The organism is Streptomyces sp. NPDC127097 (assembly GCF_042724075.1).
Lineage (GTDB): Bacteria > Actinomycetota > Actinomycetes > Streptomycetales > Streptomycetaceae > Streptomyces.
This window is the reverse complement of record NZ_JBHXFI010000080.1, coordinates 1-25,224: the sequence shown is the minus strand read 5'-3', so window position 1 is coordinate 25,224 and position 25,224 is coordinate 1. Positions and strand designations below refer to the sequence as shown.

23 protein-coding genes are annotated in these 25,224 nt (G+C 72.4%); 8 read left to right on the top strand and 15 right to left on the bottom strand.

Annotated features, from left to right (window positions below):
• Window positions 1-345: 345 nt before the first annotated feature.
• A complete protein-coding gene (gene trpS, locus ACFWJW_RS35000; RefSeq protein ID WP_387248824.1) occupies window positions 346-1,371 on the top strand; it encodes a tryptophan--tRNA ligase in 1,026 nt (341 codons plus the stop codon).
• 54 nt (window positions 1,372-1,425) lie between these two features.
• Here trpS and proC read toward each other — a convergent pair whose 3' ends face one another.
• The 3 genes from proC to ACFWJW_RS34985 form a co-directional block, all read right to left on the bottom strand.
• On the bottom strand, window positions 1,426-2,235 hold the full coding sequence (gene proC, locus ACFWJW_RS34995) for a pyrroline-5-carboxylate reductase (protein ID WP_387248822.1): 810 nt from the start codon (window positions 2,233-2,235) through the stop codon (window positions 1,426-1,428).
• Between the two features lie 101 nt (window positions 2,236-2,336).
• The gene (locus ACFWJW_RS34990) at window positions 2,337-3,125 is read right to left on the bottom strand and encodes an ABC transporter permease (RefSeq protein WP_387248820.1); all 789 of its coding nucleotides are present in this window, start codon (window positions 3,123-3,125) and stop codon (window positions 2,337-2,339) included.
• Window positions 3,122-3,955 carry an ABC transporter ATP-binding protein gene (locus tag ACFWJW_RS34985; RefSeq protein WP_387248818.1) on the bottom strand — a complete coding sequence of 278 codons (834 nt, stop codon included), beginning with the start codon at window positions 3,953-3,955 and terminating at the stop codon, window positions 3,122-3,124. The genes ACFWJW_RS34990 and ACFWJW_RS34985 overlap by 4 nt, the downstream gene beginning before the upstream one ends.
• Before the next feature lie 361 nt (window positions 3,956-4,316).
• Between ACFWJW_RS34985 and ACFWJW_RS34980 the strand changes: the two genes are divergently transcribed.
• From ACFWJW_RS34980 to ACFWJW_RS34970, 3 genes are all read left to right on the top strand, one after another.
• The gene (locus tag ACFWJW_RS34980; protein ID WP_387248816.1) at window positions 4,317-4,718 is read left to right on the top strand and encodes a hypothetical protein; all 402 of its coding nucleotides are present in this window, start codon (window positions 4,317-4,319) and stop codon (window positions 4,716-4,718) included.
• Between the two features lie 224 nt (window positions 4,719-4,942).
• Entirely contained in the window at window positions 4,943-6,514 is a 1,572-nt protein-coding gene (locus ACFWJW_RS34975; RefSeq protein WP_387248814.1) for a SulP family inorganic anion transporter, read from the top strand.
• 113 nt (window positions 6,515-6,627) lie between these two features.
• Window positions 6,628-8,052, top strand: coding sequence for a M1 family metallopeptidase (locus ACFWJW_RS34970; protein ID WP_387248812.1), 1,425 nt, complete (start codon window positions 6,628-6,630; stop codon window positions 8,050-8,052).
• A gap of 79 nt (window positions 8,053-8,131) precedes the next feature.
• On the opposite strand, the gene ACFWJW_RS34965 is transcribed toward ACFWJW_RS34970, so the two are convergent.
• The 5 genes from ACFWJW_RS34965 to ACFWJW_RS34945 all read right to left on the bottom strand — a co-directional run bounded on the left by ACFWJW_RS34965 (window position 8,132) and on the right by ACFWJW_RS34945 (window position 13,000).
• A complete protein-coding gene (locus ACFWJW_RS34965; protein ID WP_387248810.1) occupies window positions 8,132-9,277 on the bottom strand; it encodes an NAD(P)/FAD-dependent oxidoreductase in 1,146 nt (381 codons plus the stop codon).
• Between the two features lie 174 nt (window positions 9,278-9,451).
• Complete coding sequence (sigJ, locus tag ACFWJW_RS34960) at window positions 9,452-10,480, bottom strand: RNA polymerase sigma factor SigJ (protein WP_387248808.1); 1,029 nt, start codon at window positions 10,478-10,480, stop codon at window positions 9,452-9,454.
• 81 nt (window positions 10,481-10,561) lie between these two features.
• Window positions 10,562-11,401, bottom strand: a complete 840-nt coding sequence (locus tag ACFWJW_RS34955) for a class I SAM-dependent methyltransferase (RefSeq protein WP_387248806.1) — start codon at window positions 11,399-11,401, stop codon at window positions 10,562-10,564.
• 583 nt (window positions 11,402-11,984) lie between these two features.
• A complete protein-coding gene (locus ACFWJW_RS34950; protein ID WP_387248804.1) occupies window positions 11,985-12,554 on the bottom strand; it encodes a hypothetical protein in 570 nt (189 codons plus the stop codon).
• Window positions 12,555-12,679: 125 nt separating this feature from the next.
• On the bottom strand, window positions 12,680-13,000 hold the full coding sequence (locus ACFWJW_RS34945) for a peptidase (RefSeq protein ID WP_387248803.1): 321 nt from the start codon (window positions 12,998-13,000) through the stop codon (window positions 12,680-12,682).
• Between the two features lie 213 nt (window positions 13,001-13,213).
• On the opposite strand from ACFWJW_RS34945, the gene ACFWJW_RS34940 reads away from it, so the two are divergent.
• Window positions 13,214-15,802, top strand: coding sequence for a PQQ-binding-like beta-propeller repeat protein (locus tag ACFWJW_RS34940; RefSeq protein ID WP_387248801.1), 2,589 nt, complete (start codon window positions 13,214-13,216; stop codon window positions 15,800-15,802).
• 148 nt (window positions 15,803-15,950) lie between these two features.
• On the opposite strand, the gene ACFWJW_RS34935 is transcribed toward ACFWJW_RS34940, so the two are convergent.
• Window positions 15,951-16,175 (bottom strand): hypothetical protein, encoded by a 225-nt coding sequence (locus ACFWJW_RS34935; protein ID WP_387248799.1) that lies wholly within the window; start codon window positions 16,173-16,175, stop codon window positions 15,951-15,953.
• Window positions 16,176-16,344: 169 nt separating this feature from the next.
• Here ACFWJW_RS34935 and ACFWJW_RS34930 point away from each other — a divergent pair, with 169 nt between their 5' ends.
• Together ACFWJW_RS34930 and ACFWJW_RS34925 are read left to right on the top strand one after the other, a co-directional pair.
• Window positions 16,345-17,187: a helix-turn-helix domain-containing protein gene (locus ACFWJW_RS34930; RefSeq protein WP_387248797.1), complete on the top strand. Its 843-nt coding sequence runs from the start codon at window positions 16,345-16,347 to the stop codon at window positions 17,185-17,187.
• Window positions 17,169-17,459 (top strand): DUF397 domain-containing protein, encoded by a 291-nt coding sequence (locus ACFWJW_RS34925; RefSeq protein ID WP_387248795.1) that lies wholly within the window; start codon window positions 17,169-17,171, stop codon window positions 17,457-17,459. Before ACFWJW_RS34930 ends, ACFWJW_RS34925 begins: the two co-directional genes overlap by 19 nt.
• 102 nt (window positions 17,460-17,561) lie before the next feature.
• On the opposite strand, the gene ACFWJW_RS34920 is transcribed toward ACFWJW_RS34925, so the two are convergent.
• The 6 genes from ACFWJW_RS34920 to ACFWJW_RS34895 form a co-directional block, all read right to left on the bottom strand.
• Complete coding sequence (locus tag ACFWJW_RS34920) at window positions 17,562-18,389, bottom strand: hypothetical protein (RefSeq protein ID WP_387248793.1); 828 nt, start codon at window positions 18,387-18,389, stop codon at window positions 17,562-17,564.
• Window positions 18,389-19,321, bottom strand: a complete 933-nt coding sequence (locus tag ACFWJW_RS34915; protein WP_387248791.1) for an ABC transporter ATP-binding protein — start codon at window positions 19,319-19,321, stop codon at window positions 18,389-18,391. Before ACFWJW_RS34915 ends, ACFWJW_RS34920 begins: the two co-directional genes overlap by 1 nt.
• Window positions 19,322-19,560: 239 nt before the next feature.
• Window positions 19,561-21,411, bottom strand: a complete 1,851-nt coding sequence (gene ilvD, locus ACFWJW_RS34910) for a dihydroxy-acid dehydratase (protein ID WP_387248789.1) — start codon at window positions 21,409-21,411, stop codon at window positions 19,561-19,563.
• 236 nt (window positions 21,412-21,647) lie between these two features.
• Window positions 21,648-22,298 carry a TetR family transcriptional regulator gene (locus ACFWJW_RS34905; RefSeq protein ID WP_387248787.1) on the bottom strand — a complete coding sequence of 217 codons (651 nt, stop codon included), beginning with the start codon at window positions 22,296-22,298 and terminating at the stop codon, window positions 21,648-21,650.
• Window positions 22,295-23,119, bottom strand: a complete 825-nt coding sequence (locus ACFWJW_RS34900; protein WP_387248785.1) for a sugar phosphate isomerase/epimerase family protein — start codon at window positions 23,117-23,119, stop codon at window positions 22,295-22,297. The genes ACFWJW_RS34905 and ACFWJW_RS34900 overlap by 4 nt, the downstream gene beginning before the upstream one ends.
• A gap of 216 nt (window positions 23,120-23,335) precedes the next feature.
• Window positions 23,336-24,262, bottom strand: a complete 927-nt coding sequence (locus tag ACFWJW_RS34895) for a Ppx/GppA family phosphatase (protein ID WP_387248783.1) — start codon at window positions 24,260-24,262, stop codon at window positions 23,336-23,338.
• Between the two features lie 77 nt (window positions 24,263-24,339).
• Between ACFWJW_RS34895 and ACFWJW_RS34890 the strand changes: the two genes are divergently transcribed.
• Entirely contained in the window at window positions 24,340-25,194 is an 855-nt protein-coding gene (locus ACFWJW_RS34890) for a hypothetical protein (protein WP_387248781.1), read from the top strand.
• The last annotated feature ends 30 nt before the right edge of the window (window positions 25,195-25,224 follow it).

Here is a 25,224-nt window from a genome sequence, read left to right as displayed (position 1 = left end):
GCGAAATCGTTCCCGTGAGGGGCCGTGCAGTAGTGGTGTGCCGCGAAGCGGCGGGATGGCTGCTCCGGGCCTGTCGGCTCCGTGGCAACTCGGAGGACACTACACGAGGGGTTGGGGTTGTTCAAACCCGCACGAGGGCGGGTCGTGGGGAGTACTTTGAGGGGCATGACTACGCATGCGCACGTACAGCAGTGGTGGCTCGCCTGACGGCGGCCGACCACAGCGCATGCATGACCACGGCCGCCGCTTCGGCGGCCGTTTGCGTATCTCCTCTCGTAGCCGGCCGGTGAGGTCGGCGGTCCCGACGCGCACTCCTTGGGCAGTGCGGAGAGAAGGACGGACGAGATGGCGATGGCGATGACCGCGAGCGGGCGGACGCGGATCTTCAGTGGGGTGCAGCCGACGGGGCATCTGACGCTGGGGAACTACCTCGGGGCGGTGCGGCGGTGGGCGGCGGAGGACCAGCACCGGGCGGAGGCGCTGTTCTGTGTGGTGGATCTGCATGCGCTGACCGTGGAGCACGATCCGGCGCGGGTGCGGCGGCTCAGTCGGCAGGCGGCGACGCTGTTGCTGGCCTCGGGGCTGGATCCGGAGCTGTGCACGGTGTTCGTGCAGAGCCATGTGGAGGAGCATCTGCGGCTGTCGTATCTGATGGAGTGCACGGCCTCCGACGGGGAGATGCGGCGCATGATCCAGTACAAGGAGAAGGCCGCGGCGCAGCAGGCGCGCGGGGGGAGTGTGCGGCTGTCGTTGCTGACGTATCCGGCGCTGATGGCGGCGGACATCCTGGCGTACGGGACGCATGAGGTGCCGGTCGGGGAGGACCAGGCGCAGCATGTGGAGCTGACGCGGGATCTGGCGGTGCGGTTCAACCAGCGCTACGGGGCGACGTTCGTGGTGCCGAAAGCGACGCTTCCGGTGGTGGCGGCGCGGGTGATGGATCTCCAGGAGCCGACGTCGAAGATGGGGAAGTCGCATGCCCGGACGGCGGGGGTCATCTCTTTGCTGGATGAGCCGGAGGTGGTGCGCAAGAAGGTGCTGCGGGCGGTGACGGATGCGGAGCCGGATGTCGCCTATGACCCGGAGCAGCGGCCGGGGGTGGCGAATCTGCTGAATGTGCTGGCGGCGTGCACCGGGGGTGATCCGGGGCGGCTGGCCGGGGAGTACGACTCGTACGGCGCGCTGAAGAAGGATGTGGCGGAGGCCGTGGTGGAGACGTTGCGGCCGGTGCGGGAGCGGCATGCGGAGCTGGCCGCCGATCCGTCGTCCGTGGACGGCGTGCTGCGGCGCGGGGCGGAGCGGGCGCGGGCCCTCGCCAGGCCGCGGGTGGATGCGGCGTTCGAGGCCGTGGGGTTGCTGCCCGCGGGGTGAGGTGCCGGACCTGCCGGGGGCGCGGTGGGCGCCGCGCCCCGGGGCGGTCGTGGGTCAGCCGCTGCCGGAGGCCAGTTCGCGGCTGCGGTCGCGGGCGGCCTCCAGGGCGGCGATGAGGGCGGCGCGTACGCCGTGGTTCTCCAGTTCGCGGATGGCGTTGATGGTGGTGCCGGCCGGGGAGGTGACGTTCTCGCGGAGCTTGACGGGGTGTTCGCCGCTGTCGCGGAGCATCACGGCGGCGCCGATGGCGGCCTGGACGATGAGGTCGTGGGCCTTGTCGCGGGGCAGGCCGAGGAGGATGCCGGCGTCGGTCATGGCCTCGACGAGGAAGTAGAAGTAGGCGGGGCCGGAGCCGGAGAGCGCGGTGCAGGCGTCCTGCTGGGACTCCGGGACGCGGAGGGTCTTGCCGACGCCGGAGAAGATCTCCTCGGCGCGGGTGAGGTGGGTGCCGGTGGCGTGGGTGCCGGCGGAGATGACGGACATCGCCTCGTCGACGAGGGCGGGGGTGTTCGTCATGACCCGGACGACGGGGGTGCCGGTGGCCAGGCGGTCCTCGAAGTAGGAGGTGGGGATGCCGGCGGCGCCGCTGATGACCAGGCGGTCGGCGGGGACGTGCGGGGCCAGCTCCCGCAGCAGGGTGCCCATGTCCTGGGGTTTGACGGTGAGGATGAGGGTGTCGGCGGACTTGGCGGCCTCGGCGTTGCTGACCGCTTCGACGCCGTAGCGCTCCTGGAGCTGTGCGGCGCGTTCCGGGCGGCGGGCGGTGACCAGCAGGTCGGAGGGCGCCCAGCCGCCCCGGATCATTCCGCTGAGCAGGGCTTCGCCGATTTTTCCGGTGCCGAGTACTGCGACCTTCTGGGTCATCGTGCGGGTTCACCTTTCCGCTGCGCTGGGCGTTTGCGGCCATCCTCGCACCGCGGGGGTTCCGCTCGGGGGTCGGCTGCCCCGCCGCGGCGGTATACGGGTCACGCCGTGCGGCGGCGGAGGGTGGCGGCGCCGAGGGTGAGGACGAGCAGGGCGCAGCCGGTGACGATGACCGCGTCGCGGATGAAGTCGCCGGTGATGTCGGGGTGCTGGAGGACCTCGTTCATTCCGTCGACGGCGTAGGACATCGGCAGGACGTCGGAGAGCGCCTCCAGGGCCGGATGCATGGTGGCGCGCGGGGTGAACAGGCCGCAGAGCAGCAGCTGGGGCATCAGGACGGCGGGCATGAACTGGACGGCCTGGAATTCGGAGGCGGCGAAGGCCGAGACGAACAGGCCGAGGGCGGTGCCGAGGAGGGCGTCGAGGACGGCCACCAGGAGGAGCAGCCAGGGGGAGCCGGTGACGTCGAGGCCGAGGGCCCAGAGGGACAGGCCGGTGGCGAGGGCGGACTGCACGATGGCGAGCAGGCCGAAGGCGAGGGCGTAGCCGCTGATGAGCTCGGCCTTGCCGAGGGGCATGGCGAGCAGGCGTTCCAGGGTGCCCGAGGTGCGTTCGCGGAGGGTGGCGATGGAGGTCACCAGGAACATCGTGATCATCGGGAAGATGCCGAGGAGGGAGGCGCCGATGCTGTCGAACGTCTCCGGCCGGTCATCGAAGACGTAGCGCAGCAGGGCGATCATCACGCACGGGACGACGAGCATCAGCGCGATGGTGCGCGGGTCGTGGCGCAGCTGGCGCAGGACCCGGGCGGCGGTGGCCAGGGCGCGGGACGGGGAGAAGGGCGCGGGGGCGGGGTGCGGTGCGCCTGGGGTGTGGGGTGCGGTGGTCATCGTGCCGGCTCCTGGGGGCTGTTGGGGCGGGCCGGTTCCGGTGGGCGGTCGGCCGCCGCGGCCTCGTCGACCAGGTGGAGGAAGGCGGCCTCGACTGTGGCGGCGCCGGTGCGGTCGCGGAGGGCGGCGGGGGTGTCTCCCCCGAACTCCGTGGGGGAGGTGCCGCCCGCGAGCAGGCGGCCCTCGCGCATCAGGAGCAGCCGGTGGCAGCGCTCGGCCTCGTCCATGACGTGCGAGGAGATGAGGAGGGTGGTGCCGCGTTCGCCGGCGAGGGTGTGGAAGAGGTTCCACAGGTCGCGGCGGAGGACGGGGTCCAGGCCGACGGTGGGCTCGTCGAGGACGAGGAGTTCCGGGGTGCCGAGCAGGGCCGCCGCGAGGGAGACCCGGCTGCGCTGGCCGCCAGAGAGGGTGCCGGCGAGGGCGTCGGCGTGGCCGGTGAGGTCGACGTCCTCGATGGCGCGGGTGACGCGCTCCTGGCGCAGGCCGCGGGCGGACCGGCCGGGGTGCAGGACGGCGGCGAAGTAGTCGAGGTTCTGGCGGACGGTGAGGTCGTCGTAGATGGACGGGTCCTGGGTGACGTAGCCGATGCGGGGGCGCAGCCGGGGGTCGCCCGCGGGCCGGCCGAGGACGTCGAGGGTGCCGGTGACGTGGGCCTGGGTGCCGACGAGGGCCCGCAGGAGGGTGGATTTGCCGCAGCCGGAGGGGCCGAGCAGGCCGGTGACCTGGCCGCGGGGCACGTCGAAGGCGAGGGCGTCGAGGACGGTGCGGCCGCCTCGGACGACGGTGAGATCCCGGGCGTGGACGGCGGGGTCGACGCCATAATTCATCATGTGATGAATAATGCGCCGGGCGGGGTGGGGCGTCAAGGACGGGGACGGGACCGAGACGGACGGGACCGAGGCGCGGGGACACGACCCAGGCGTGGAGCCGCGACCGAGGCGCGAGGAGGGGGCCGAGGCGCGGGAACGGCAGGGCGGGTTGGGCCATTGGGGTGGTGATCTGGCCAGGTGTGGTGCGGAAGCGGCGCGTGGTGAGGATCTCCGCGCACCGGCGGGCGCCGTAGTGAAAGAAACCAGCCGTTCTTGGTCGATAACTCCGCGTTTACAGGGTGGTTACAAACCGACTTGCGGTCCTGCGTGTCCGCTTGGACACAATGGGATGACCTGTCCAGGCGCGCCGGAAGGGGCGACGATGGCGAAGATCCGGGTCCGCGGCCTCGGCCGGCTCCTGTTGATCGTCATGGCCGTCCTGCTGGCCTTGCCCCTGGGTGCGGAGGGCGTGTACGGGGAACGCGCGACGGCCGCGCCGGTCACGAGCGGCGCCGGCCGTACCGGTCCCGCCGGCCCCACCCCCTGGGCATCCGACTCCTCCGAGAACCCCGAATCCGGCAGCGACCGCTGCCCGCCGCGCCGCGACGGACGGTCCACGGCCGCGGTGTCCGCACCGGCGCCCCCGCTCACCACCGTCTCGACCGCCGCACCGGCCCGGACCGGGGGCGCGCTGCGGCTGACCGCGCCGCTGACCGGCCGGCAGGCCGTACCCGTGTCGAGTTCCGGTGAACTACCGGTCCAGCACGCCGTGTTCCGCTGCTGAGCGCTGAGAGCTGCCCCCAAGGGCCTCCCCCGGCCCGCGCATCCGACGGATCCAGCCGTCATTTCCCCATGGCGCGCACCGCGCGGGCAGTGCGCGGCAGCAGGCGACCGCAGAGCCCCGTTGCGGTGGTCGCCGGCCGGCTGCTCGTACCGCCCCGCGTCCGCTCGTGCGTATCCGTGCGTACCCGTGCGCCACCGCATCTCGCACTCGCTGGAGGCATCCCCATGCGTAGGTTCCGTATTGCCCGACAACGCCCGTCCCGGCCCTCCATACCGTCACGGCACACGCTGTCGGTCTGGCGCGCCGACTTCACCGCCTCGCTGGTCGTCTTTCTCGTCGCCGTCCCGCTGTGTGTCGGGGTGGCCGTCGCCTCCGGGGTACCGGCCGAGCTGGGGCTGGTCACCGGAATCGTCGGCGGGCTGCTCACCGGCTTACTGCCGGGCAGCAGTCTCCAGGTCAGCGGTCCGGCCGCCGGGCTGACCGTGCTGGTTTACGAGGCCGTGCAGGAGTACGGCCTCCGGGCGCTCGGTGCGCTCGTACTCCTCGCCGGGGTGCTCCAGCTGGCCATGGGCGCGCTCCGGCTGGGGCGCTGGTTCCGGGCCATCTCCGTGGCCGTCGTCCAGGGCATGCTCGCGGGCATCGGACTGGTGCTGATCGCCGGGCAGTTGTACGCCCTGGTGGACGCCCGTGCGCCGGGCAACGGGCCGGCGAACCTGGCCGGGCTGCCGGACCTCGCGGCGGCCACCGCCGGATCCGGTACGGCGCTGTCGGCGCTGGCGGTCGGCGCGGGCACCATCGTGCTGCTGGTGCTGTGGCCGAAGTGGCGGCGGGCGGCGCGGGTGCTGCCGGCGCCGCTGGTGGCGGTGGCCCTGGCCACGGTCGTGGTGTTCGTGCTGGATCTGCCGGTGGCCCGGGTCGAGGTGGCGGGCCTGCTGGAAGTCGTACAGCCACCGGGCGGTGCGGACTTCGCGCGGCTGACGGAGGCGGGGGCACTGGCCGGTGCGCTGGGCACGGTGCTGGCGTTCGCCCTGATCGCATCGGCGGAGTCGCTGTTCAGCGCGGCCGCCGTGGACCGGCTGCACGACGGCCCGAAGACCGACTACGACAAGGAGCTGATGGCGCAGGGCGCGGGCAACACCGTCTGCGGGCTGCTCGGCGCGCTGCCGATGACCGCGGTGATCGTCCGCAGCTCCGCCAATGTGTTCGCCGGGGCGCGGACGAAAGCCTCCCGGGTGCTGCACGGGGTGTGGCTGCTGGTCTTCGCGGCGGCCTTCCCGGTGGCGCTGGGCGTGGTGCCGCTCGCGGCGCTGGCGGGCGTACTGGTGCATGCGGGCAGCAAGTTGATCCCGGTGAAGCAGTGGCGTCCGCTGTGGCGGGAGCACCGGGGTGAGGCCGTGGTGCTCGCCGCGACGGCGGTGGCGATCGTGGCCACCAACATGTTCGAGGGGGTGCTGCTGGGGCTGCTGCTGGCGGTCGCCAAGTCGGCGTGGGAGACCTCGCACGTCCACCTGGAGATCGTCGGGCTGGACGAGCCGGCGACGTGCGACGGGGCGCCGGCCGGTGCGGGGCCGCGGCGCCCGGTCCGCGTACGGGCCCTCGGCAATGCCACCTTCCTCCGACTGCCCAAGTTGCTCGACCAGTTGGAGGCGCTGCCCAAGGACCGGGAGGTCGAGCTGGATCTGACCGGGCTGCGGCATCTCGACCATGCCTGCGCGGCCGCGCTCGGTGCCTGGGAGGAACAGCGCCGCGGCCCGGACGGCACCGCCCGGAAGGAGGCTCCGTCCGTCGCCCCGTAGGACGGTCGCGTAGGACGACCCCCGTAAGACGGCTGCGTAGGACGACCGCGTAAGACGGCCGCGCGGTAATGGGCCGGTGCGTAGGCGGAAATGACCGTAGGGTCGGGACGCTGATGTCCGCCGACCCCGGGAGTGCTGTGAACCGCCGGCCCCTTCGCAGTTGCGGTGCGACCGCCGCCCTCTCCGTCGCCCTGCTGCTCTCCTCGTGCACCGGTGGTGTACGGGGGGCGGCGGGCAGCGGCGGAGTGGGCGACCCCCTCTTCCCGTCGCTCGGCAACGGCGGCTACCAGGTGCGCCATTACGGGCTCGACCTCGACTACGACATCAAGAAGCGGCATCTGGACGCGACCGCCGACCTCACCGCCGAGGCCAAGACGGACCTGCGGTCCTTCCAGCTCGACCTCCAGGGCCTGCGGGTGACGGACGTACAGGTCGACGGCGAGGACGCGGAGTTCTCCCGTAAGGGGCACAAGCTGACCGTCCGGCCGCCCGAGGGCCTCAGGAAGGGCGCGGAGTTCCGGACGCGCGTCGCCTATGAGGGCACGCCGGAGGAGATGAAGGACCCCGACCACTCGACGGAGGGCTGGGTCAAGACCCGCGACGGGGCGTTCGTCTCCGGTGAGCCCGCCGGTTCCATGACGTGGTTCCCGGGCAACAACCACCCCGCGGACAAGGCCACCTACGACTTCACGATCACCGTGCCGAAGGGCTACACCGCCGTCGCCAACGGGGAGTTGCGGTCCGAGCGGACCGCCAAGGGCCGCACCACCTTCCGCTGGCACAGCGGCCGGCCGATGGCCAGCTATCTCGCGACGGCCACCATCGGCCGCTTCGAGGTCCACACCTCCCGTACGCCCGAGGGGCTGCCGCTGTATGTGGCGGTGGACCCGGCGGAGGCCAAGGCCGGCAAAGGCCCGCTGGCGAAGCTCCCGGAGATCGTGAAGTGGGAGAGCAAGCTCTTCGGCCCGTACCCCTTCGCCTCCTCGGGCGCGATCGTCGACAACACCCCGAAGCGGATCGACTGGCTCGCCCTGGAGTCCCAGACCAAGCCGGTCTACGCGGGCGCGCCGGACACCGTGACCGTGGTGCACGAGATGGCCCACCAGTGGTTCGGCGACTCGGTGACGCCGAAGACCTGGGCGGACACCTGGCTCAACGAGAGCTTCGCGACCTACGCCGAGTGGCTGTGGGTGGAGCGCGAGGGCGGCAAGACCCCACAGGAGCAGTTCGACGCGCTCTACAAGGACACCAAGGACCCCGACCGCTGGGCCTTCCCGCCGGGCAAACCGGGCCAGGCGAAGAATGTGACCGGCACCCCCGTCTACGAGCGCGGCGCGATGCTCCTCCAAGAGCTGCGGAACGCCGTCGGCGACAAGACCTTCTTCGCGATCCTGCGCGAGTGGCCCGCCAAGTACCGCTACCGCAACGCCGACGCCCAGGACTTCATCGACTTCTGCCAGGAGCGCACGGACGTGGACCTGGAGCCGCTGTTCGAGAAGTGGCTGTACGAGAAGGGGAAGCCGAAGCTGGACGACTGAGGCCAGGAGGGCTGCGCCGGGCCCGTATCCACCCGTTGGCGGGACCTCGGGCCCGGGGCCGGCCGGCCCGGGGCGGGCCTCAGCCGATGCCCGGGATCAGCGGGATGACGCCCGGCCGGCGGGCCGCCAGGTGCAGGACGCGGACGGCGTTGCGGACCACCTGTTCCTTGACCCGGGCGGCCGGGCGGCCCGTCAGTACGCGTTCGCGCGGGGTGTCGTCGCCCCGTACCGACTGGATCAGGGCGTCGTGCCGCCCCAGGCTCACGCACTGCACGAAGAAGCCGTACGACAGCGGGCGGGGCTCGGCGCCGCGCAGTTCGGCGGCGATCGCGCCCGCGACGTGCGACCCCGTGGGCAGCGCGGTGGCGCAGGCCATCCGCAGGGCGCCGGCGCGGGGCGTACGGGCCGCGGCCGCATCGCCCGCGGCGTAGATGTCGGGGTGGCTGACCGAGCGGAGCGTCGCGTCGACCCGCAGCCGGCCGGTGACCGGGTCGGTGACCAGGCCCGCGTCATGGGCGAGCCCGCTGGTGGCCCGCAACGCCCCCGCCCACACCACGGCATCCGCATCGACGGCGTCCCCGTCGGCGACCTCGTGGCCCTCCTCGACACGGACGCCCAGCCGGTCGAGCACCGTACGGACATGGGCCCGGCCGCGCACCGACAGACCGCCGCCGACCTCGCCGCCGGTGACCAGCCGGACCCGCCACTCCGGGTGCGACTCGGCGATCTCGGCGGCCATCTCGATGCCGGTCAGGCCGCCGCCGACCACGGTCAGCGCACCCGGCCCGTCCAGCAGCCGCTTGTGCAGAGCGGCGGCGCTCTCCGCGGTGAAGGCCCGCTCCCCGATACCGCGCGGATCGGTGTGGCTGCCCATGGCGTAGACGAGCCGGTCGTAGAGGAGGGTGCGGCCACTGTCGGTGTGCACGGCGCGAGCGTCCGGATCGAGGGAGGTGGCACGGGCGGCGAGATGCTCGATGCCGGTGCGGTGCAGCATCCGCGCCCGAGGGTGGCTCACCTCGGGGCGGCCGGCGGCCAGTTCGTGGAGGCGCACGCGTTCGGTGAACCGGTCACTGGGGTCGACCAGCGTCACCTGTGCGTACGGGGCGAGCCGGAGCGCGGCCATCGTGCCCGCGTAGCCGCCGCCGAGGACGACGACCCTCCCCCGGGCCCGGCGGCCATGTGCCGTGCGGCCCCGGGAGTCCGCTCGCTTCGTGACGCTCTTCATGCTGCCTCCTGAGGTCGGTCCGGGGCGCCGTGGTGGAGGGCGGCGCCGTGAGGGGGACGACGTGGGGCGGTGGAGTGTGACATCGGGTCCTGCGGTGGGGCGGCCGCCCGTCGGGCGCCGCCCCGGGAGCCGCCCGGGACCGGGACAGCGGGCGGGACGACCGCGGCCGGCCGATCACAGCCGGTCGAGGTCCAGGTGGCCGAGCTTGTCGGGGTTGAGGACGGCGTCCACCTCCGTGATCCGCCCGTCGTGCACGGTGAAGGCGAACACCCCGGACTGCTCGCCCGCCGGATCGACGAGGACCAGCCCGGTGGCGCCGTTGACCTCCGCCGGCGCGACCCGCAGCCCCTCCCGCTCGGCACCGCGCGTGACCAGGCCCTGCACGAAGCGGGCCACCTTCTCGCGGCCCAGCACCGGCCGGCGCGCGGCGGACACCTTGCCGCCGCCGTCCGTACGCCAGACCACCTCGGGGTCGAGGACGGACAACAGCGCCTCGAAATCGCCGCCCATAACGGCGGAGAGGAATGCCTCGACGGTACGGCGGTGCTCCGCCCGGTCGACGGTACGGCGCGGCGCCTCGGCCCGTACCCTCCTGCGGGCGCGGGAGGCCAGCTGCCGTACGGATTCCGGGGTGCGGCCGACCGCCTCGGCGATCTCCGGGAACGGGACCGCGAAGACGTCGTGGAGGATGAAGGCGGTGCGCTCGGCCGGGGTGAGCCGTTCCAATACGGTCAGCAGCGCCATCCCCACGGACTCGTCGAGCGTCACCCGGTCCTCCGGGCCGCCGGGGCTCTCGGGCACCGCGCCGCCCAGGGGCAGTTGACCGCCGACGCCGTGCAGCAGCGGCTCCGGGAGCCAGGGCCCGACATAGGTCTCGCGGCGGGCGCGGGCCGAGCCCAGCAGGTCGTAACAGATGCGGCTGACGACGGTGGTGAGATAGCCGCGCGGGCTGGCCACGGCCTGCTCGCCGGGCAGCGACTGCCAGCGCAGCCATGCCTCTTGGACGGCGTCGTCGGCGTCGGTGACCGTGCCCATGATCCGGTAGGCGATGGCCCACAGCCGGCCGCGCTGCTCCTCGAACTGCGCGAGGCGGTCGGCGGCGGGGGTGGCCGCCGCCGGTCCGGGCGCCCCCGCGGCAGTTCCCGTCTCCGGCCCCGGCCCCGGCTCGGTCCTTGTCGCCTGCTCCTGCTCCTGCTCCGTCATCGTCCGTTCCTTTGAGGTGCGTTCCCGCCGTCATGGCCCTGCGTCACGCGGACGGCGCCTGGCCGCGTCGGCCCGGCGCCCTTAGGACGATACGGACGGCCGGAGTGTGACAGTGAGGTCGAGCGCGTAAGCCTCCTCCACGATGCCGTCCGGGAAGACCTCCCGCAGGGCCGCCCGCTCGGATGCGAGGACGGGCGCTGCGGCGGCCGGGCCGATGGCGGAGAAGTACGAGCGGCTGCCCAGCATCGCGAGGTGGGTGTCGACAGGGACCCGCCGGGTCCAGTGCAGGACCCGGGAGACGGGGTGCAGGCCGAGGCCGAGGTCACGGATCAGGTCGGGGGCCTCCGGCGCGACGCCGTGCGCGTGGTAGCCCGGAAGGCGGCGGGCGATCCTCGCCTCCTGTTCGGCGGCCCAGTCGATGTCCGGGTCCGGGACGTTCCACCACAGGGCAAGCGCACCGCCGGGGCGCAGCACTCTCAGCGCCTCTGGGACGGAACGGGCCGGATCGGTCCAGTGCCAGGCTTGCGCGTAGCCGACGAGGTCGAAGCCCGCGTCATCGCGGAACGGCAGCGCGTCGCCGAGGGCGCGGACGAGGGGGACGGCGGGGTGCGCGGCGCGCAGCTCGGCGGCCATGGCGGCGCCCGGCTCCACGGCGGTGACGCGCGCGCCGCGGTCGGCCAGCAGCCCGGTCGCGATACCGGTGCCTGCCCCTACGTCCAGCACCCGCGCCCCCGACAGGGGCCGGCCGGCCAGCTCCTCGATCGCGTCGAAGAGCGCCGGTGGGTAGCCGGGGCGGGCAGCGGCGTACTGAGCGGCCACCGCGTCGAAGGACCGGGCGAGGGCGGCGTGCTGCGGCGCCTCGCCTGGCGTCAACGGCGTTGCGGTGGGGGATAGTTGATCCCGCTGCGGGCTTTGTGGCATGCGGTCATCTTGCCTGATGGGGTTTGCCGGTGGCTGGGCGTCGTGCGCCTTCTGTTTGTGGCTGGCGGGTCGGAGGGGACGCCCGGTACCCCGTCCTCGGCGCGGGCGGCCCTGCTCCCAGAGGTAAGGCACCCCGGTGTTTGCTCCGGTCCTGCGGGCGGGGCACCGGGCATCCCCTCCGACCACCGTCCGTACGCGACTGACCCGCCGTACCGATCACCGTTACGGCAATACGGCGGCACCCCTTGGCAGGCACCTGGTCCCCCTAGGGCCGTACGCGGGCCGAGCCGGGCCGTAAGGCGCGGTGCCACCGGCCGGCAGACGGCAACGGGGGACGGTCGGAGGGGATGTACCGGGGCCCGCCCGCAGGACCGGAGCAAACACCGGGGCAACCAAACGCTCGTAGCCGCGTCGCCCGCGCCGAGGACGGGTCCCGGTGCGTCCCCTCCGACCCCCGCGGCACCCACCGCACCCCGCAACGGCGCCAGCCCATACGCAGCCGCACCGAACAACGGCACGGCCACCCCAACAGGGGCGCGGGGAACTGCGCGCCCAGCCACAACAAACCCGCAGCCAAACAACGTCACCGCCGCTTCTTCGGCCTGGACTTCCTCGCCGCGGGATTCCCGGTACGGCTGCTGCGGCGCCGCTCATGGCGTTCGCGGGCCGCCGCGTACTCGGCGCGGCACCGCTTCTCCCCGGGCGCCTCGACGAGGCTTCGGCAGAAGTAGGCGAGCAGTGAGCCGATGAAACCGATGAACATCAGGCTCTGCGCGGACCTGTCGGCCGCGCTCTCGGCGGCCGGGTCGGGGCGTCGTACGAAGCCGTCCCAGGTGCGGCGGAAGGCCAGAGCGCTACAGATCGCGAAGCCGGCGACGACGAGGATGCCGACGAACGGCCCGACGTCGGCGATCTCCAGGCCCTGGAACGCGAACCGCAGGACGACCGCGCCGGCCGCGGCGAGCGCGAGCGAGCCCACCGCGACGCCGGCCCGGCGCAGGCCGTAGCCACCGTCGTGGTGGAGCCAGGTGGTGCCGAAGAACCGGATCGCCTCCGGCTCGGGACCCTGGCGCTCGGGCCCCGGGCGCTCAGGGCCGCCGGACGCGGCGCCGCCGGGCTCCGGGCTCGCCGGGGGCCGCTGCTCATCGCTCATGGCAGCGATTATCCCCGCCGGGCCCGGTCACCCGGCGACCCGTAGGCACCACGCCGCCGGGGCGCGTAGGCACCGTGCCGCCGGGGCGCGTAGGCACCACGCCGCCGGGGCGCAGGCGCCGGGCCTCAGTTCATGCAGGCCGGCGCGACCATGCCGCTGCTGCCGGTCCGGACGTACGTGTCGGAGATGTACTCGCCGGGCGCGATGTTGTCCCAGATGTCCGAGGTGCCGTACGGGCCGCTGACCTTCTCGCCGTGCGTCTGGCAGCGGATCTTGATCCGGGCACCCTCGGCGAGCCGGCGGACGACCGGGGCGTCGGTGCCGGGACCCTGGCGGACCTTGACGCGATAGCCGGGCGCGATGGGATAGACGAGACCGCCCGCCGCGGCGGCGAGGGCCTGGCCGTCAGCCGCTTCCGCGGCGCCCTGATGGTCCTGTGTGGTCATTTCGTGTTCCCCCGTTGATGGTGTCGGTGATGGTGGTGAGGCCGGCCGAGAGGCCGCGTGGAGTGGCTCGTGGAGCCCCCCCGTGAAGCCGCTCGGCGCGGTTCCGCAACGCGCACGCTAGCAAGCCTCATTCATCTCGTACGCGCCATCGACTAGGCTCCGCGCGTCGCACTTGCGACCGAATGGCACGGGTAATGACACGGGGGTGGAACCATGCCATCGCTGCGCGATTCCGGCATCGGATCGGAAGCGGAGCATCCGGAATACGCCGGCCAATACCGCCTGGAGGCGCGGCTCGGCTCCGGCGGTATGGGCGTGGTTCATCTGGCGCGCTCGTCCTCCGGGCTGTTGCTCGCGGTGAAGGTCATCCATGCCGAATTCGCCCAGGACCCGGAGTTCCGGGGGCGGTTCCGGCAGGAGGTGGCGGCCGCGCGGCGGGTCAGCGGGGCCTTCACGGCGCCTGTCGTGGACGCCGATCCGGATGCTGAACGGCCCTGGATGGCGACCCTCCACATCCCCGGCCCGACGCTCTCCGATCACGTGAAGCGGAATGGGCCGCTGGCGGTCGACGAGGTGCGGCGGCTGGCGTCGGGGCTCGCCGAGGCGCTGCGCGACATCCATCGCGCCGGGGTGGTGCACCGCGATCTGAAGCCCGGAAATGTGCTGCTGGCCACAGATGGCCCAAAAGTCATCGACTTCGGGATCTCGCGGCCCTCGGACAGTGAAATGCGTACCGAGACCGGCAAGTTGATCGGCACCCCGCCGTTCATGGCGCCCGAGCAGTTCCAGCGGCCGCGTGAGGTGGGCCCGGCGGCGGACGTGTTCGCGCTGGGGTCGGTACTGGTACATGCCGCCACGGGGCGTGGCCCGTTCGACTCGGAGAGCCCGTATCTCGTCGCGTATCAGGTGGTGCACGACGAGGCCGATCTGGCGGGTGTGCCCCCGGAGTTGGTGCCGCTGGTCGAGAGCTGCCTGGCGAAGGATCCGGCGGACCGGCCCACTCCGGACGCGCTGATGAAGCTGCTGCGGACGGATGCGCCGGCGGAGGCGCCGATCGGTGGGCTGCGGCCGGGCGGTGACCTGGTGCCGGGCAGTGGCCTGGTGCCGGACGGTGGGCTGCGGCCGGGCAGTGCCGTGGCGGCGGGTGAGGCTGTGGCGGATGAGGCGGCCCACGACGCCGTGCCGCCCGGCGCCGCGATGCCCGCCGGCGCGGGCCCCGACGGCACGGTGTCGGCACCGCGGATACCGGAGCAGCGGCAGCCGGGCCCGTACCGGCCGGAACCGCCCCTGCCCGTACGGGCCGAGGCCACCCCGCCCCGCGCCGAGACCACGCATGTCCGCGCCCCCGCGCCCGTCGCGCACCCCGACGGCCCCGGACTCACCGACGCCTCCGGACTCACCGACGCCACCGGATCCGCCGACGGCCCCGAACTCCCCGCCGCCCTCGGCCTCCCCGCCGACTTCCACGAAGCCCCGGGCCGCCCCGCCACCCCCGCCACATCCCGCCGCTCCGCCCCCACCGGCTCCCGCCCCGACACCGAAACCGGCTCGCACTCCCGCTCCCGCCTCCGCGCCCGTCGCTGGCCCCTCTGGGCCGCCGTCGCCCTCGTCGTCACCGGAGCCGGCACGTACGCGGGCGTCCAGGCGCTGTCCGGCGGCCCCGGCCGGGACCCGGCCCTTCAGACCCACCCGTCGCGCGACGGCGGGGCCGGCTTCCGCCCGTGGCACACCACCCTCGTCGAGCGCCCCAAGGGCCACGACGCCGAACTCCCGCACTGCACCACCGGTTCCGGCGCCGTCTTCTGCGGTCAGCCCGGCGTACTGGCCGCCCGGCTCGACCCGGACTCCGGCCGCGTGGCGTGGCGCAGCAAGGACTCCACCGCCACGGGCAAGCAGGCGGCGAAGGAGGCCGTGTCCCGCACCGCACCGGTGCTCTCCGGCGGGCTGCTGTACGTCTTCTCCCACGACGGCAGCCGGCTGCTGGCCCTCGACCCGTCGCCGGGCGGCCGCGGCGCCACCCGCTGGTCCAAGGACGTCTCCGGTTACGAGGGCGGGGCCAAGGTCATCGGCGACCGCATCCTGCTGACCGCCGCCGACGGTACGGTCACCGCGCTGGACAGCACCACCCACCGGCAGCGCTGGCAGAAACGGTTCCCGGGGCATCAGCTGCCGCTCTTCGCGTCGTTCGGCGAGCCGCGCACCGCGTACGCGGCCGAGCCCACCCCCGACGGGAAGGCCACCCAGGTCACCGCCATCGACCCGGCCGGCGGCCGGGTCCGCTGGACGCGACGGCTGCCCGGGACGCTGACCGTGGCCGGTTCCGGTGCGTCCGGGGCGCTCTACCTGACCGTCACCGACCCGACGCTCACGTACCGCACCACCGCCGTCGTCCGCTACGACCCGGCCACCGGGCACAGCCGCCGCCTCAAGCTGACCGCTCCGCTGGAGAGTGCGTCCGCCGTGGTGGCCGGCGATTCGGTGTACCTGCTGGCCGAGGGCGGCGCCCTGCAAGCCGTCGGCCGGCGGACCTGGGACACCGAGACCTCGGTCAGCCGCGGCTCGGCACCGGTGGTGAGCGGCGGCCGGCTCTTCTTCACGGCGGCGGACGGCCGGCTCCTCGCGGTCGACGCCCGGTCGGGCGAGCTGCTGGGACAGACCCCGCCACGGATGAACGGCCGGCACAACGGTTTCGTGGAAGCGCTTCCCGCGCCCCGTACGGACGGCCGCCGCGGCCGGATCTACGCGGCGGCCCCCGACGGCACGGTCTTCTCGGCGGCGACGAAGGACCCGGCGGGCTGGTGAGGCGTGGGCCCGCCGCCGCCCGTATGACAGCGGCAGGCACAGACCTCGCGCCGCACCCCGGGCACGGCGACGGCCGCGGCGACACCCTTGTCACACGCCGTATGCCTGCCGACATGGCACGCCGGCGAGACGTACGGGGCGCGCCCGCTCACGAGGCGGCCTTCTTCAGCACCGCGATGAGCCGACGCGTCGTCTCCACGTTGCAGCGCCCCAACTCGACCAGAACGCGGCTCTGTTCATAGCCGTACGTCACCGGGTCGACGCTCAGCGACGGCAGCACGATGCCGCTCCGCCGCAGCACGGCGGCCAGCTCGTCACAGGCCGCCTCGGCCTCGGCCATCCCGTCGATCCCCGCCCCTCGTTCCCTCGCCATAAGTGCCCGCTCCTGTCTGCCGTTTCCCTGCGTGAGACCCCGGAGCGCCACTACTGTGCGTGTTCCGGCCCTTACGAGAATGGACCGGAAAAGGGCGTGAATACGCCATGTCGGCTGTATTTCGCCGCCACGCACCGTTAGTTCCACACCTTCCACGGAGGAGGTCGCCATGCCCCCGAGGCGAGCGGTAACCGGTCGCAGTCAGGAGCCCCGCCAGCGCTACGCAGAAGAGCTGCGATTACTACGCGCCCAGAAGGGCGACAGCCTCCGGCAACTCGGCGACGCGTTGGGGTGGGACTGGTCGCTGTTCGGCAAGATGGAGAGCGGCCAGACGATCGGCGGCCCCGAGGTCGCCGAGGCACTGGACCAGTACTACGGCACGCAGCGGTTGCTGCTGACGTTGTGGGAGTTGGCGGCCGGTGATCCTACGCAGTTCCGGGAGCGGTACCGCCGCTACATGGCGTTGGAAGCGGAAGCGTTGAGCCTGTGGCATTACGGGGTCAGCACCATTCATGGACTGCTCCAGACGCCCGGTTACGCACATGTGTTGCTCACAGCGGGTGGTATCAAGGGCGAAGAGCTGACACGGCAGGTCGAAGCGCGCGCAGGGCGCCGGAAGTTGCTGGCAGTTGAAGACGCGCCACCTTTTCGCACCATCCTGTCCGAGGCTGTGTTGCGCACACCTCTGGATGACGCCGAGCAATGGCGAAAGCAGCTAGAGCACCTGGCGCAAGCGGCTGAGCGTCGGAACATCATTCTTCAGGTGCTTCCACAGGGCTCTGCACCGCATGGCTTGGTCAGTACCGATGTGATGTTTCTGCGGCTGCCGGACGGCCGCACAGTGGCCTACACGGAGAACGCCCACCGTGGCGAACTCATCGAGGAAACAAGTTCCGTTGAGCGTCTGCAACGCGCGTACGATGCGGTGCGTGACCTGGCGTTGAGCCCGGCCGAATCGCGGAAGTTCGTCACGCGGATGTTGGAGGAAGTGCCGTGCGAGCCATCAACCTGAGCAACATCACCTGGCGCAAGAGCACGTACAGCAACCCGGACGGCGGCGCCTGTATCGAGGTCTCCGACGACCTCCTGACCGCCGCCACCTGGCGCAAGTCCAGCTACAGCAACCAGGACGGCGGCGAGTGCATCGAGGTCTCCCACGACTTCCCCGCCCTCGTCCCCGTCCGTGACAGCAAGAACCCCCAGGGCCCGGCCCTCACCTTCGAGGTCTCGGCCTGGGCATCCTTCGTCACCGCTGTGAAGCGCGGAACCCTGCCCGGCGCCTGAGCCCGCCGCAAGAGACCGGCCCCCGTCGCTCACCCGCGACGGGGGCCGTTGCCGTACCTCCTCAACGCCCAGGGGCCGAGGATCAGCCCTCCGGCAGGCTCTTCACGCGTCGCGTCGGGTGACCCGGGAAGTCACCAGGGCCAGCGCGACGAGTGTGCAGAGCGCGAACCAGCCGAGTCCCGCCAGTGGTGTCAGACGCGTTTCGGTGGGGACCACATGGAGGATCTGCTGGCCCGCCTCGGTGGGCCACCACTTGAGCAGCAGATCGCCGAGGGAGCTGAGCGCGTGGAACATGAGGGGAAGGATGAACGTCAGACCGACGCAGGCGGTGATCGCGCCTGCGGAGGCGCGCAGCACCAGGCCCACGAGCAGCGCGAACACTCCGAGTACGCCCAGGTAGCAGCCTCCGCCGAGCACGGCGCGCAGCACGTCCCCGTCGGACAGCTCGGGAGGGGCGACCGCCGCGCCCAGTGACAGCGTTCCGGCGGTGTAGGTGGCGAAGGAGATCAGCAGCCCGGTCACCAGGGAGACGGCGAAGACCACCAGGGCTTTGGCCGCCAGCAGCCGGGGCCGCTTCGGTACCGCGGTGAACGTGCTGCGGATCGAGCCGGTGCCGTACTCGGAGGTGGCGGCCAGCGCGCCGAAGAGGCAGATCGCCAGCTGGCCGATGGGAAGTCCGACGTAAATTTCCCGGAGGACGGAATCCACCTCCCCCTCCGCACTGTTGCCCGCGAACGCACCGATGCTGATGGTGATGAAGGCGGCGGCGAACAGCGTCCACCAGGTGGAGCGGACCGTGCTGACCTTGATCCACTCGAAGGCGACCGCATCGATGAACCGCGCTTTTCGGGCGGCCGTGCCGTTGCTCCGGGGGTCGGCCGCACCGTTGTCTGTCGTTGTCGCCGGCGTTGTCGTTGTCGTCGCCCTCATTACGCGGCCTCTCCGCTGTGCGTGACCCGGTATTCGACGGCGTCCGCGGTCAGTTCCATGAATGCCTCTTGCAGCGAGACCCGCTGCGGCGCCAGCTCGTGCAGCCACAGTCCGTTCTGCCCGGCGAGCTCGCCGATCCGCTTCGCGTCCATTCCCCGTACGAGCAGCGCGTCCGGTGCGGACCTGCCGGGGGCGGCGTCGACCGTGGCGCCCTCGTACCGCAGCAGACGAACGAGGTGGGCCGCGTGCGGGCTGCGGACCACGGTGCCGTTGTGGGAACTGCGGGCGAGGAACGCCGACATGGAGCTGTCCGCCGCCAGCCGCCCGCGGCCGATCACGATGAGGTGGTCCGCGGTGTCCTGCATCTCGCTCATCAGATGCGACGACACCAGGACCGTGCGGCCGCTGTCCGCCATGGAGCGCATGAAGTGGCGCACCCACTGGATGCCTTCGGGGTCCAGTCCGTTGACCGGCTCGTCGAGGATCAGGATCTGGGGGTCTCCCAGCAGTGCGGCCGCGATTCCCAGACGCTGGCTCATGCCGAGGGAGAAGCCGCCGGCGCGCCTGCGGGCGGCGGAGGTCAGGCCGACCATGGCGAGTACCTCGTCGACCCGCGCACCCGGTATGTGGTGGGAGGCGGCGATCCCGCGCAGGTGGTTGCGCGCGGTGCGGCCGGTGTGGAACGCCTTGGCGTCCAGCATCGCACCGACGGTGTGCAGCGGCGTGGAGAGCTGGTGATACGGCCGGCCGCAGACGGTCGCGGTGCCCGAGGTCGGCCGGTCCAGGCCGACGATCATGCGCAGTGTGGTGGACTTTCCGGCACCGTTCGGTCCGAGAAAACCTGTGACCATACCGGGTTGAACGGTGAACGTGAGGTCGTCGACGGCGGCCTTGTCACCGTAACGCTTGGACAGTCCCGATACTTCGATCATGGTTTTCCTCGTGGTGCATTCCGGGAATCAGGTGCACCACGCTAGGGCGCGCGACAGCGGGTTTCCGTCACCCCAGCGGCCGGTAATCGGCGGTGGGAATGAGCTCGGGGTCTGATGGGGCATACGACCTGAGAGGTATTCGGACGCAAGGATTCCGGCGGCGGATGCAGCAGCACCCCGGACCCAACGGGGTCCGGGGTGCTTGCTGTTCGGGTGGTACCGAGGTGCGTCCTCGGGTGTCAGCCGAGGAGCGACACGTCCCGCACCGCGCCCTTGTCCGCACTCGTCGCCATCGCGGCGTACGCGCGCAGCGCCGCCGAGACCTTGCGTTCGCGCTGCTTGGGGGCGTAGACGCCGCCGAGGGCTTCCCGGCGGGCCGCCAGGTCCTGGTCCGAGACGAGGAGTTCGATCGTCCGGTGGGGGATGTCGATGCGGATGCGGTCGCCGTCCTCGACGAGGGCGATGGTGCCGCCGGCCGCCGCCTCGGGGGAGGCGTGGCCGATGGAGAGGCCGGACGTGCCGCCGGAGAAGCGGCCGTCGGTGACCAGGGCGCAAGCCTTGCCCAGGCCGCGGCCCTTGAGGAAGGACGTCGGGTAGAGCATCTCCTGCATGCCGGGGCCGCCCTTGGGGCCCTCGTAACGGATGACGACGACGTCGCCTTCCTTGATCTGCTTGGTGAGGATCTTGTCGACCGCTTCCTCCTGGGACTCGCAGACCACCGCCGGGCCCTCGAAGGTCCAGATGGACTCGTCGACGCCGGCGGTCTTCACGACGCAGCCGTCCTCGGCGATGTTGCCCTTGAGGACCGCCAGGCCGCCGTCCGCGGAGTAGGCGTGCTCGACGGAGCGGATGCAGCCGCCCTCGGCGTCGGTGTCCAGCGAGGCCCAGCGCTCGGACTGGGAGAAGGCGGTCGCGGAGCGCTTGCAGCCGGGGGCCGCGTGCCACAGCTCGACGGCTTCCTCGGAGGGGGAACCGCCGCGCACGTCCCAGGTCTTGAGGTGGTCGACGAGGGAGGCGGAGTGGACCGAGTGCACGTCCTCGTTGAGCAGGCCGCCGCGGTGCAGCTCGCCGAGGATGGCGGGGATGCCGCCGGCGCGGTGCACGTCCTCCATGTAGTACGTGCCGCCGGGGGCGACGTTCGGGGCGACCTTGGCCAGGCAGGGGACGCGGCGGGAGACCTCGTCGATGTTCTTGAGGTCGTAGTCCAGCTCGGCCTCCTGGGCGGCGGCGAGCAGGTGGAGGATGGTGTTGGTGGAGCCGCCCATGGCGATGTCGAGCGCCATGGCGTTCTCGAAGGCGGCGTGGGTGGCGATGTTGCGCGGCAGGACGGACTCGTCGCCGTCCTCGTAGTAGCGCTTGGTGATCTCCACGACCGTGCGGCCGGCGTTCTCGTAGAGGGCCTTGCGGGCGGTGTGGGTGGCGAGCACCGAGCCGTTGCCGGGCAGTGAGAGACCGATGGCCTCGGTGAGGCAGTTCATCGAGTTGGCGGTGAACATGCCGGAACAGGAGCCGCAGGTCGGGCAGGCGTTCTCCTCGATGCGGAGGACGTCCTCGTCGGAGACGCTGTCGTTGACCGAGTCGACGATGGCGTTGATCAGGTCGAGCTTGCGGACCGTGCCGTCGACGAGGGTGGCCTGGCCGGCTTCCATGGGGCCGCCGGAGACGAAGACGACGGGGATGTTGAGCCGCATCGCGGCCATCAGCATGCCGGGCGTGATCTTGTCGCAGTTGGAGATGCAGATCAGCGCGTCGGCGCAGTGCGCCTCGACCATGTACTCGACCGAGTCCGCGATCAGGTCACGGGAGGGGAGGGAGTACAGCATGCCGCCGTGGCCCATGGCGATGCCGTCGTCGACCGCGATGGTGTTGAACTCGCGGGGCACGGCGCCGGCCTCGCGGATGGCGTCGGAGACGATCCGGCCGACGGGGGCGAGGTGGGTGTGGCCGGGCACGAACTCGGTGAAGGAGTTGGCGACCGCGACGATCGGCTTGCCGATGTCCTCGCTCGCTACACCCGAGGCCCGCATAAGGGCGCGGGCACCCGCCATGTTGCGGCCATGGGTAACGGTGCGGGACCTCAGATCGGGCACGATGGTCACTCCCTCGGTTCGGACGTACGACCGCCGGCCGAGGTAGGTGGACCTGCCACCTACCCGGTGGCGTCATAGAGCAGCTGAACCCGAGATTACGCTCTTGATCCAAGATCCGGACACCGACTCCGGCATGTGAGACAGCTGACCGCAGTGCGGACAGGGGCGGCGACGAGCAGGCGTTTCGCGGCCGGGCCGGGCGGTCGCGAGCCGGGTGTTCGGGCCGGGCCGCCCCGTCACGGCTGCGTCAGATACCGCTGGAGGGTCGGCGCCACCATGGCGATGACCTCCTCCGGGTCCGCGGAGGCGATCGGGTCCATCTTGATCACATAGCGCAGCATGGCGATGCCGATGAGGTGCCCGGCGGCCAGCTGCACCCGGAACTCCGGGTCGGGGACGTCCAGTTCGCCCGCCACCCGCTGGAGCATCCGGCGCTCGATGAGGCCGCGCAGCACCGCCGCGGCGGTCTCGTTGGTCAGCGCCGAGCGCATGATCGCCAGCAGCGGCGGGCGGCTGACCGGGTTCTCCCAGACGCCGAACATGAAGCGGGCCATCCGCTCGCCGACGTCCGCGCCACCGCCCGCGAGCGCGTCCGGCATGGTCAGCGCGGGCGCGAAGGTCAGCTCGATGGCCGCCGCGAAGACCTGCTCCTTGGTGCCGAAGTAGTGGTGGACCAGCGCCGCGTCCACCCCGGCGGCCTTGGCGATACCACGGACCGAGGTCTTGTCGTAGCCGCGCGCGGCGAACTCCGCACGGGCCGCGGCCAGGATGCGCTCCCGGGCGCCGGGACCGGCCTCGGCGGCGGCGCGGGCCGGGCGGCCCCGGCGGCGGGCCGGTGCGGGCGGTGTGCCGGGCCCCGGGGACGCGTCGTCCCGGCCGGCGGTCACGAGCCCTGGACCCGGCTCGGTGAGGCGAGATGCAGCCGGGTGAAGGCCAGCGCCTCGGCCAGGTCGGCCTCGCGTTCGGCGGCGGACATCGCCCGGCGGGTGTTGACCTCGACGACGACATGCCCGCTGAAGCCGGTGGCGGCCAGCCGCTCCAGGACCTCGGCGCAGGGCTGGCTGCCGCGCCCCGGCACCAGATGCTCGTCCTTGGCGGAGCCGTTGCCGTCGGCGAGGTGGACATGCCCCAGGCGGTCGCCCATCCGCTCCACCATCGCCAGCGCGTCGTTGCGGGCGGTGGCGGTGTGCGAGAGGTCGACGGTGAAGTGCCGGTAGTCGTCGTTGGTGGGGTCCCAGTCGGGGGCGTAGGCGAGCATCTCGCGGTCCCGGTAGCGCCACGGGTACATGTTCTCGACGGCGAACTTCACGTCCGTCTCGTGCGCCATCCGCCACACCCCGCGGACGAACTCCCGCGCATAGCTGCGCTGCCAGCGGAACGGCGGGTGCACCACCACCGTCGAGGCGCCCAGCTTCTCCGCGGCGTTGCGGGCGCGCTGGAGCTTGACCCACGGGTCGGTGGACCAGACCCGCTGGGTGATCAGCAGACACGGGGCGTGGACGGCCAGCACCGGCACGCCGTGGTAGTCCGAGAGCCGGCGCAGCGCCTCGATGTCCTGGCTGACCGGATCGGTCCACACCATGACCTCGACGCCGTCGTAGCCCAGGCGCGCGGCGATCTCGAAGGCCGTCGCCGTCGACTCCGGATACACCGAGGCCGTGGACAGCGCGACCTTCGCATCCGGGATGCGCACCACTGGCTCTGTCACGAGGGACAGCGTACGGGCCGGGGCCGGGCGCGGGGCAGGAGGTCCGGGCCGCCGCGGCCCGCCGCCGGTGGCCCGTCCCCCCTGGGCGGCGAGGCCGGGGCGGGCGCCACCGAGGCGGCGCGGCCGGGACGGGGCGTGACGAGTCTCACCCGCGCCGGGACGTGCCGCGGCGGAGCGGTGCTGCGCCGGGCCCGCTGCGGCGGACGGCCGGGCGCCCTACGGCAGGTGGTCCAGCCGCCGCAGAATGACGCCCTCGCGCAGCGCCCACGGGCAGATCTCCAGCGTCTCGACCCCGAACAGGTCCATCGCCGCCTCGGCGACCAGCGCCCCGGCGAGCAGCTGCCGCGAGCGCCCCTCGGACACGCCGGGCAGCGCCACCCGCTCCTCCGCGGTCATCCCGGCCAGCCGCGGCACCCACTCCTCCAGCTTCTTGCGGGTCAGCTCACGCTGGACGTAGAGGCCCTCGGCGGAGCGCGCGGCGCCCGCGATCCGGGCCAGCTGCTTGAAGGTCTTGGACGTGCCGACGACCTGGTCGGGGTTGCCGTAGCGGCTGAAGTCGCTCACCACCTTGGCGATCTCGGCCCGGACCCGGCGGCGCAGCGTCCGGACGTCCTCGGCCTCCGGCGGGTCGCCGGGCAGGTCGCCCGCGGTCAGCCGGCCGGCGCCCAGCGGCAGTGACACCGCCACGTCCGGGTCCTCGTCGAGGCCGTAGGCGATCTCCAGCGAGCCGCCGCCGATGTCCAGCACCAGCAGCCGGCCGGCCGACCAGCCCAGCCAGCGGCGGGCGGCGAGGAAGGTGAGCCGCGCCTCGTCCTCACCGGAGAGCACCTGGAGCGGGGCATCGGTCTCCAGGGCGACCCGGCGCAGCACGTCCTCCCCGTTGGTGGCCTCCCGGATCGCCGAGGTGGCGAACGGCAGCACGCTCTCGACGCCCTTGTCCTCGGCCACCTGGAGCGCCTCGTGGATGGTGGCCACCAGGCGCTCCACCCCGCCATCGCTTATCGCGCCGCCCTCGTCGAGGAGTTCGGCAAGGCGCAGCTCCGCCTTGTGCGAATAGGCGGGCAGCGGGCGCGCGCCCGGGTGTGCGTCCACCACCAGCAGATGGACGGTATTCGAACCCACATCGAGGACACCGAGTCTCATACGGGGAAACCTACTGCCCGCACCCGCCGCTCCTGTCGGCGCGGTCGGCACCCGTCGCTCCCCCTTACGCTGGAGTCGTGGCAAAGACGAAAAAGGCGAAGCACGAAAAAGCGCTCAAGAAGGAAGAAAAGCGGCGCGCCCAGGCGGCCGAGGGTCAGCGGGCCCCCGCCGACGAGGTCGGGCTCGACTTCGCCCGTGCCTGGGTCACGTTCCCGGACCCGGGCGACGACGAACAGCTCTTCCGCTGCGACCTGACCTGGCTGACGTCCCGCTGGACCTGCATCTTCGGCAGCGGCTGCCAGGGCATCCAGGCCGGCCGGGCGGACGACGGCTGCTGCACGCTCGGCGCGCACTTCTCGGACGAGGACGACGAGAAGCGGGTGGCCGAGCATGTGGCACGCCTCACGCCCGAGGTGTGGCAGCACCACGACGTGGGCACCACGACCGGCTGGGTCGAGGAGGACGAGGACGGCGAACGGCAGACCCGCCGCTGGGAGGGCTCCTGCATCTTCCAGAACCGCCCCGGCTTCCCGGCCGGCGCGGGCTGCTCGCTGCACCTCCTCGCGCTGCGCGAGGGCCGCGAGCCCCTGGAGACCAAGCCGGACGTCTGCTGGCAGCTGCCGGTCCGGCGCACCTACGACTGGATCGACCGGCCGGACGACACCCAGATCCTCCAGGTGACGATCGGCGAGTACGACCGCCGCGGCTGGGGCCCCGGCGGCCATGACCTGCACTGGTGGTGCACCTCCGCGACCTCGGCGCACGGTGCGGGCGAGCCGGTCTACGTCTCGTACAAGCCCGAGCTGACCGAGCTGATGGGCAAGAAGGGCTACGCCAAGCTCGCCGAGCTGTGCGAGGAGCGGCTGGCCGCGACGCTGCCGATGGCGCCGCACCCGGCGGACCCGGCGCCCCTGAAGAAGCCGCAGGAGTAGGCACGCGGCCGCCCGGCCCGGGTTACCGGG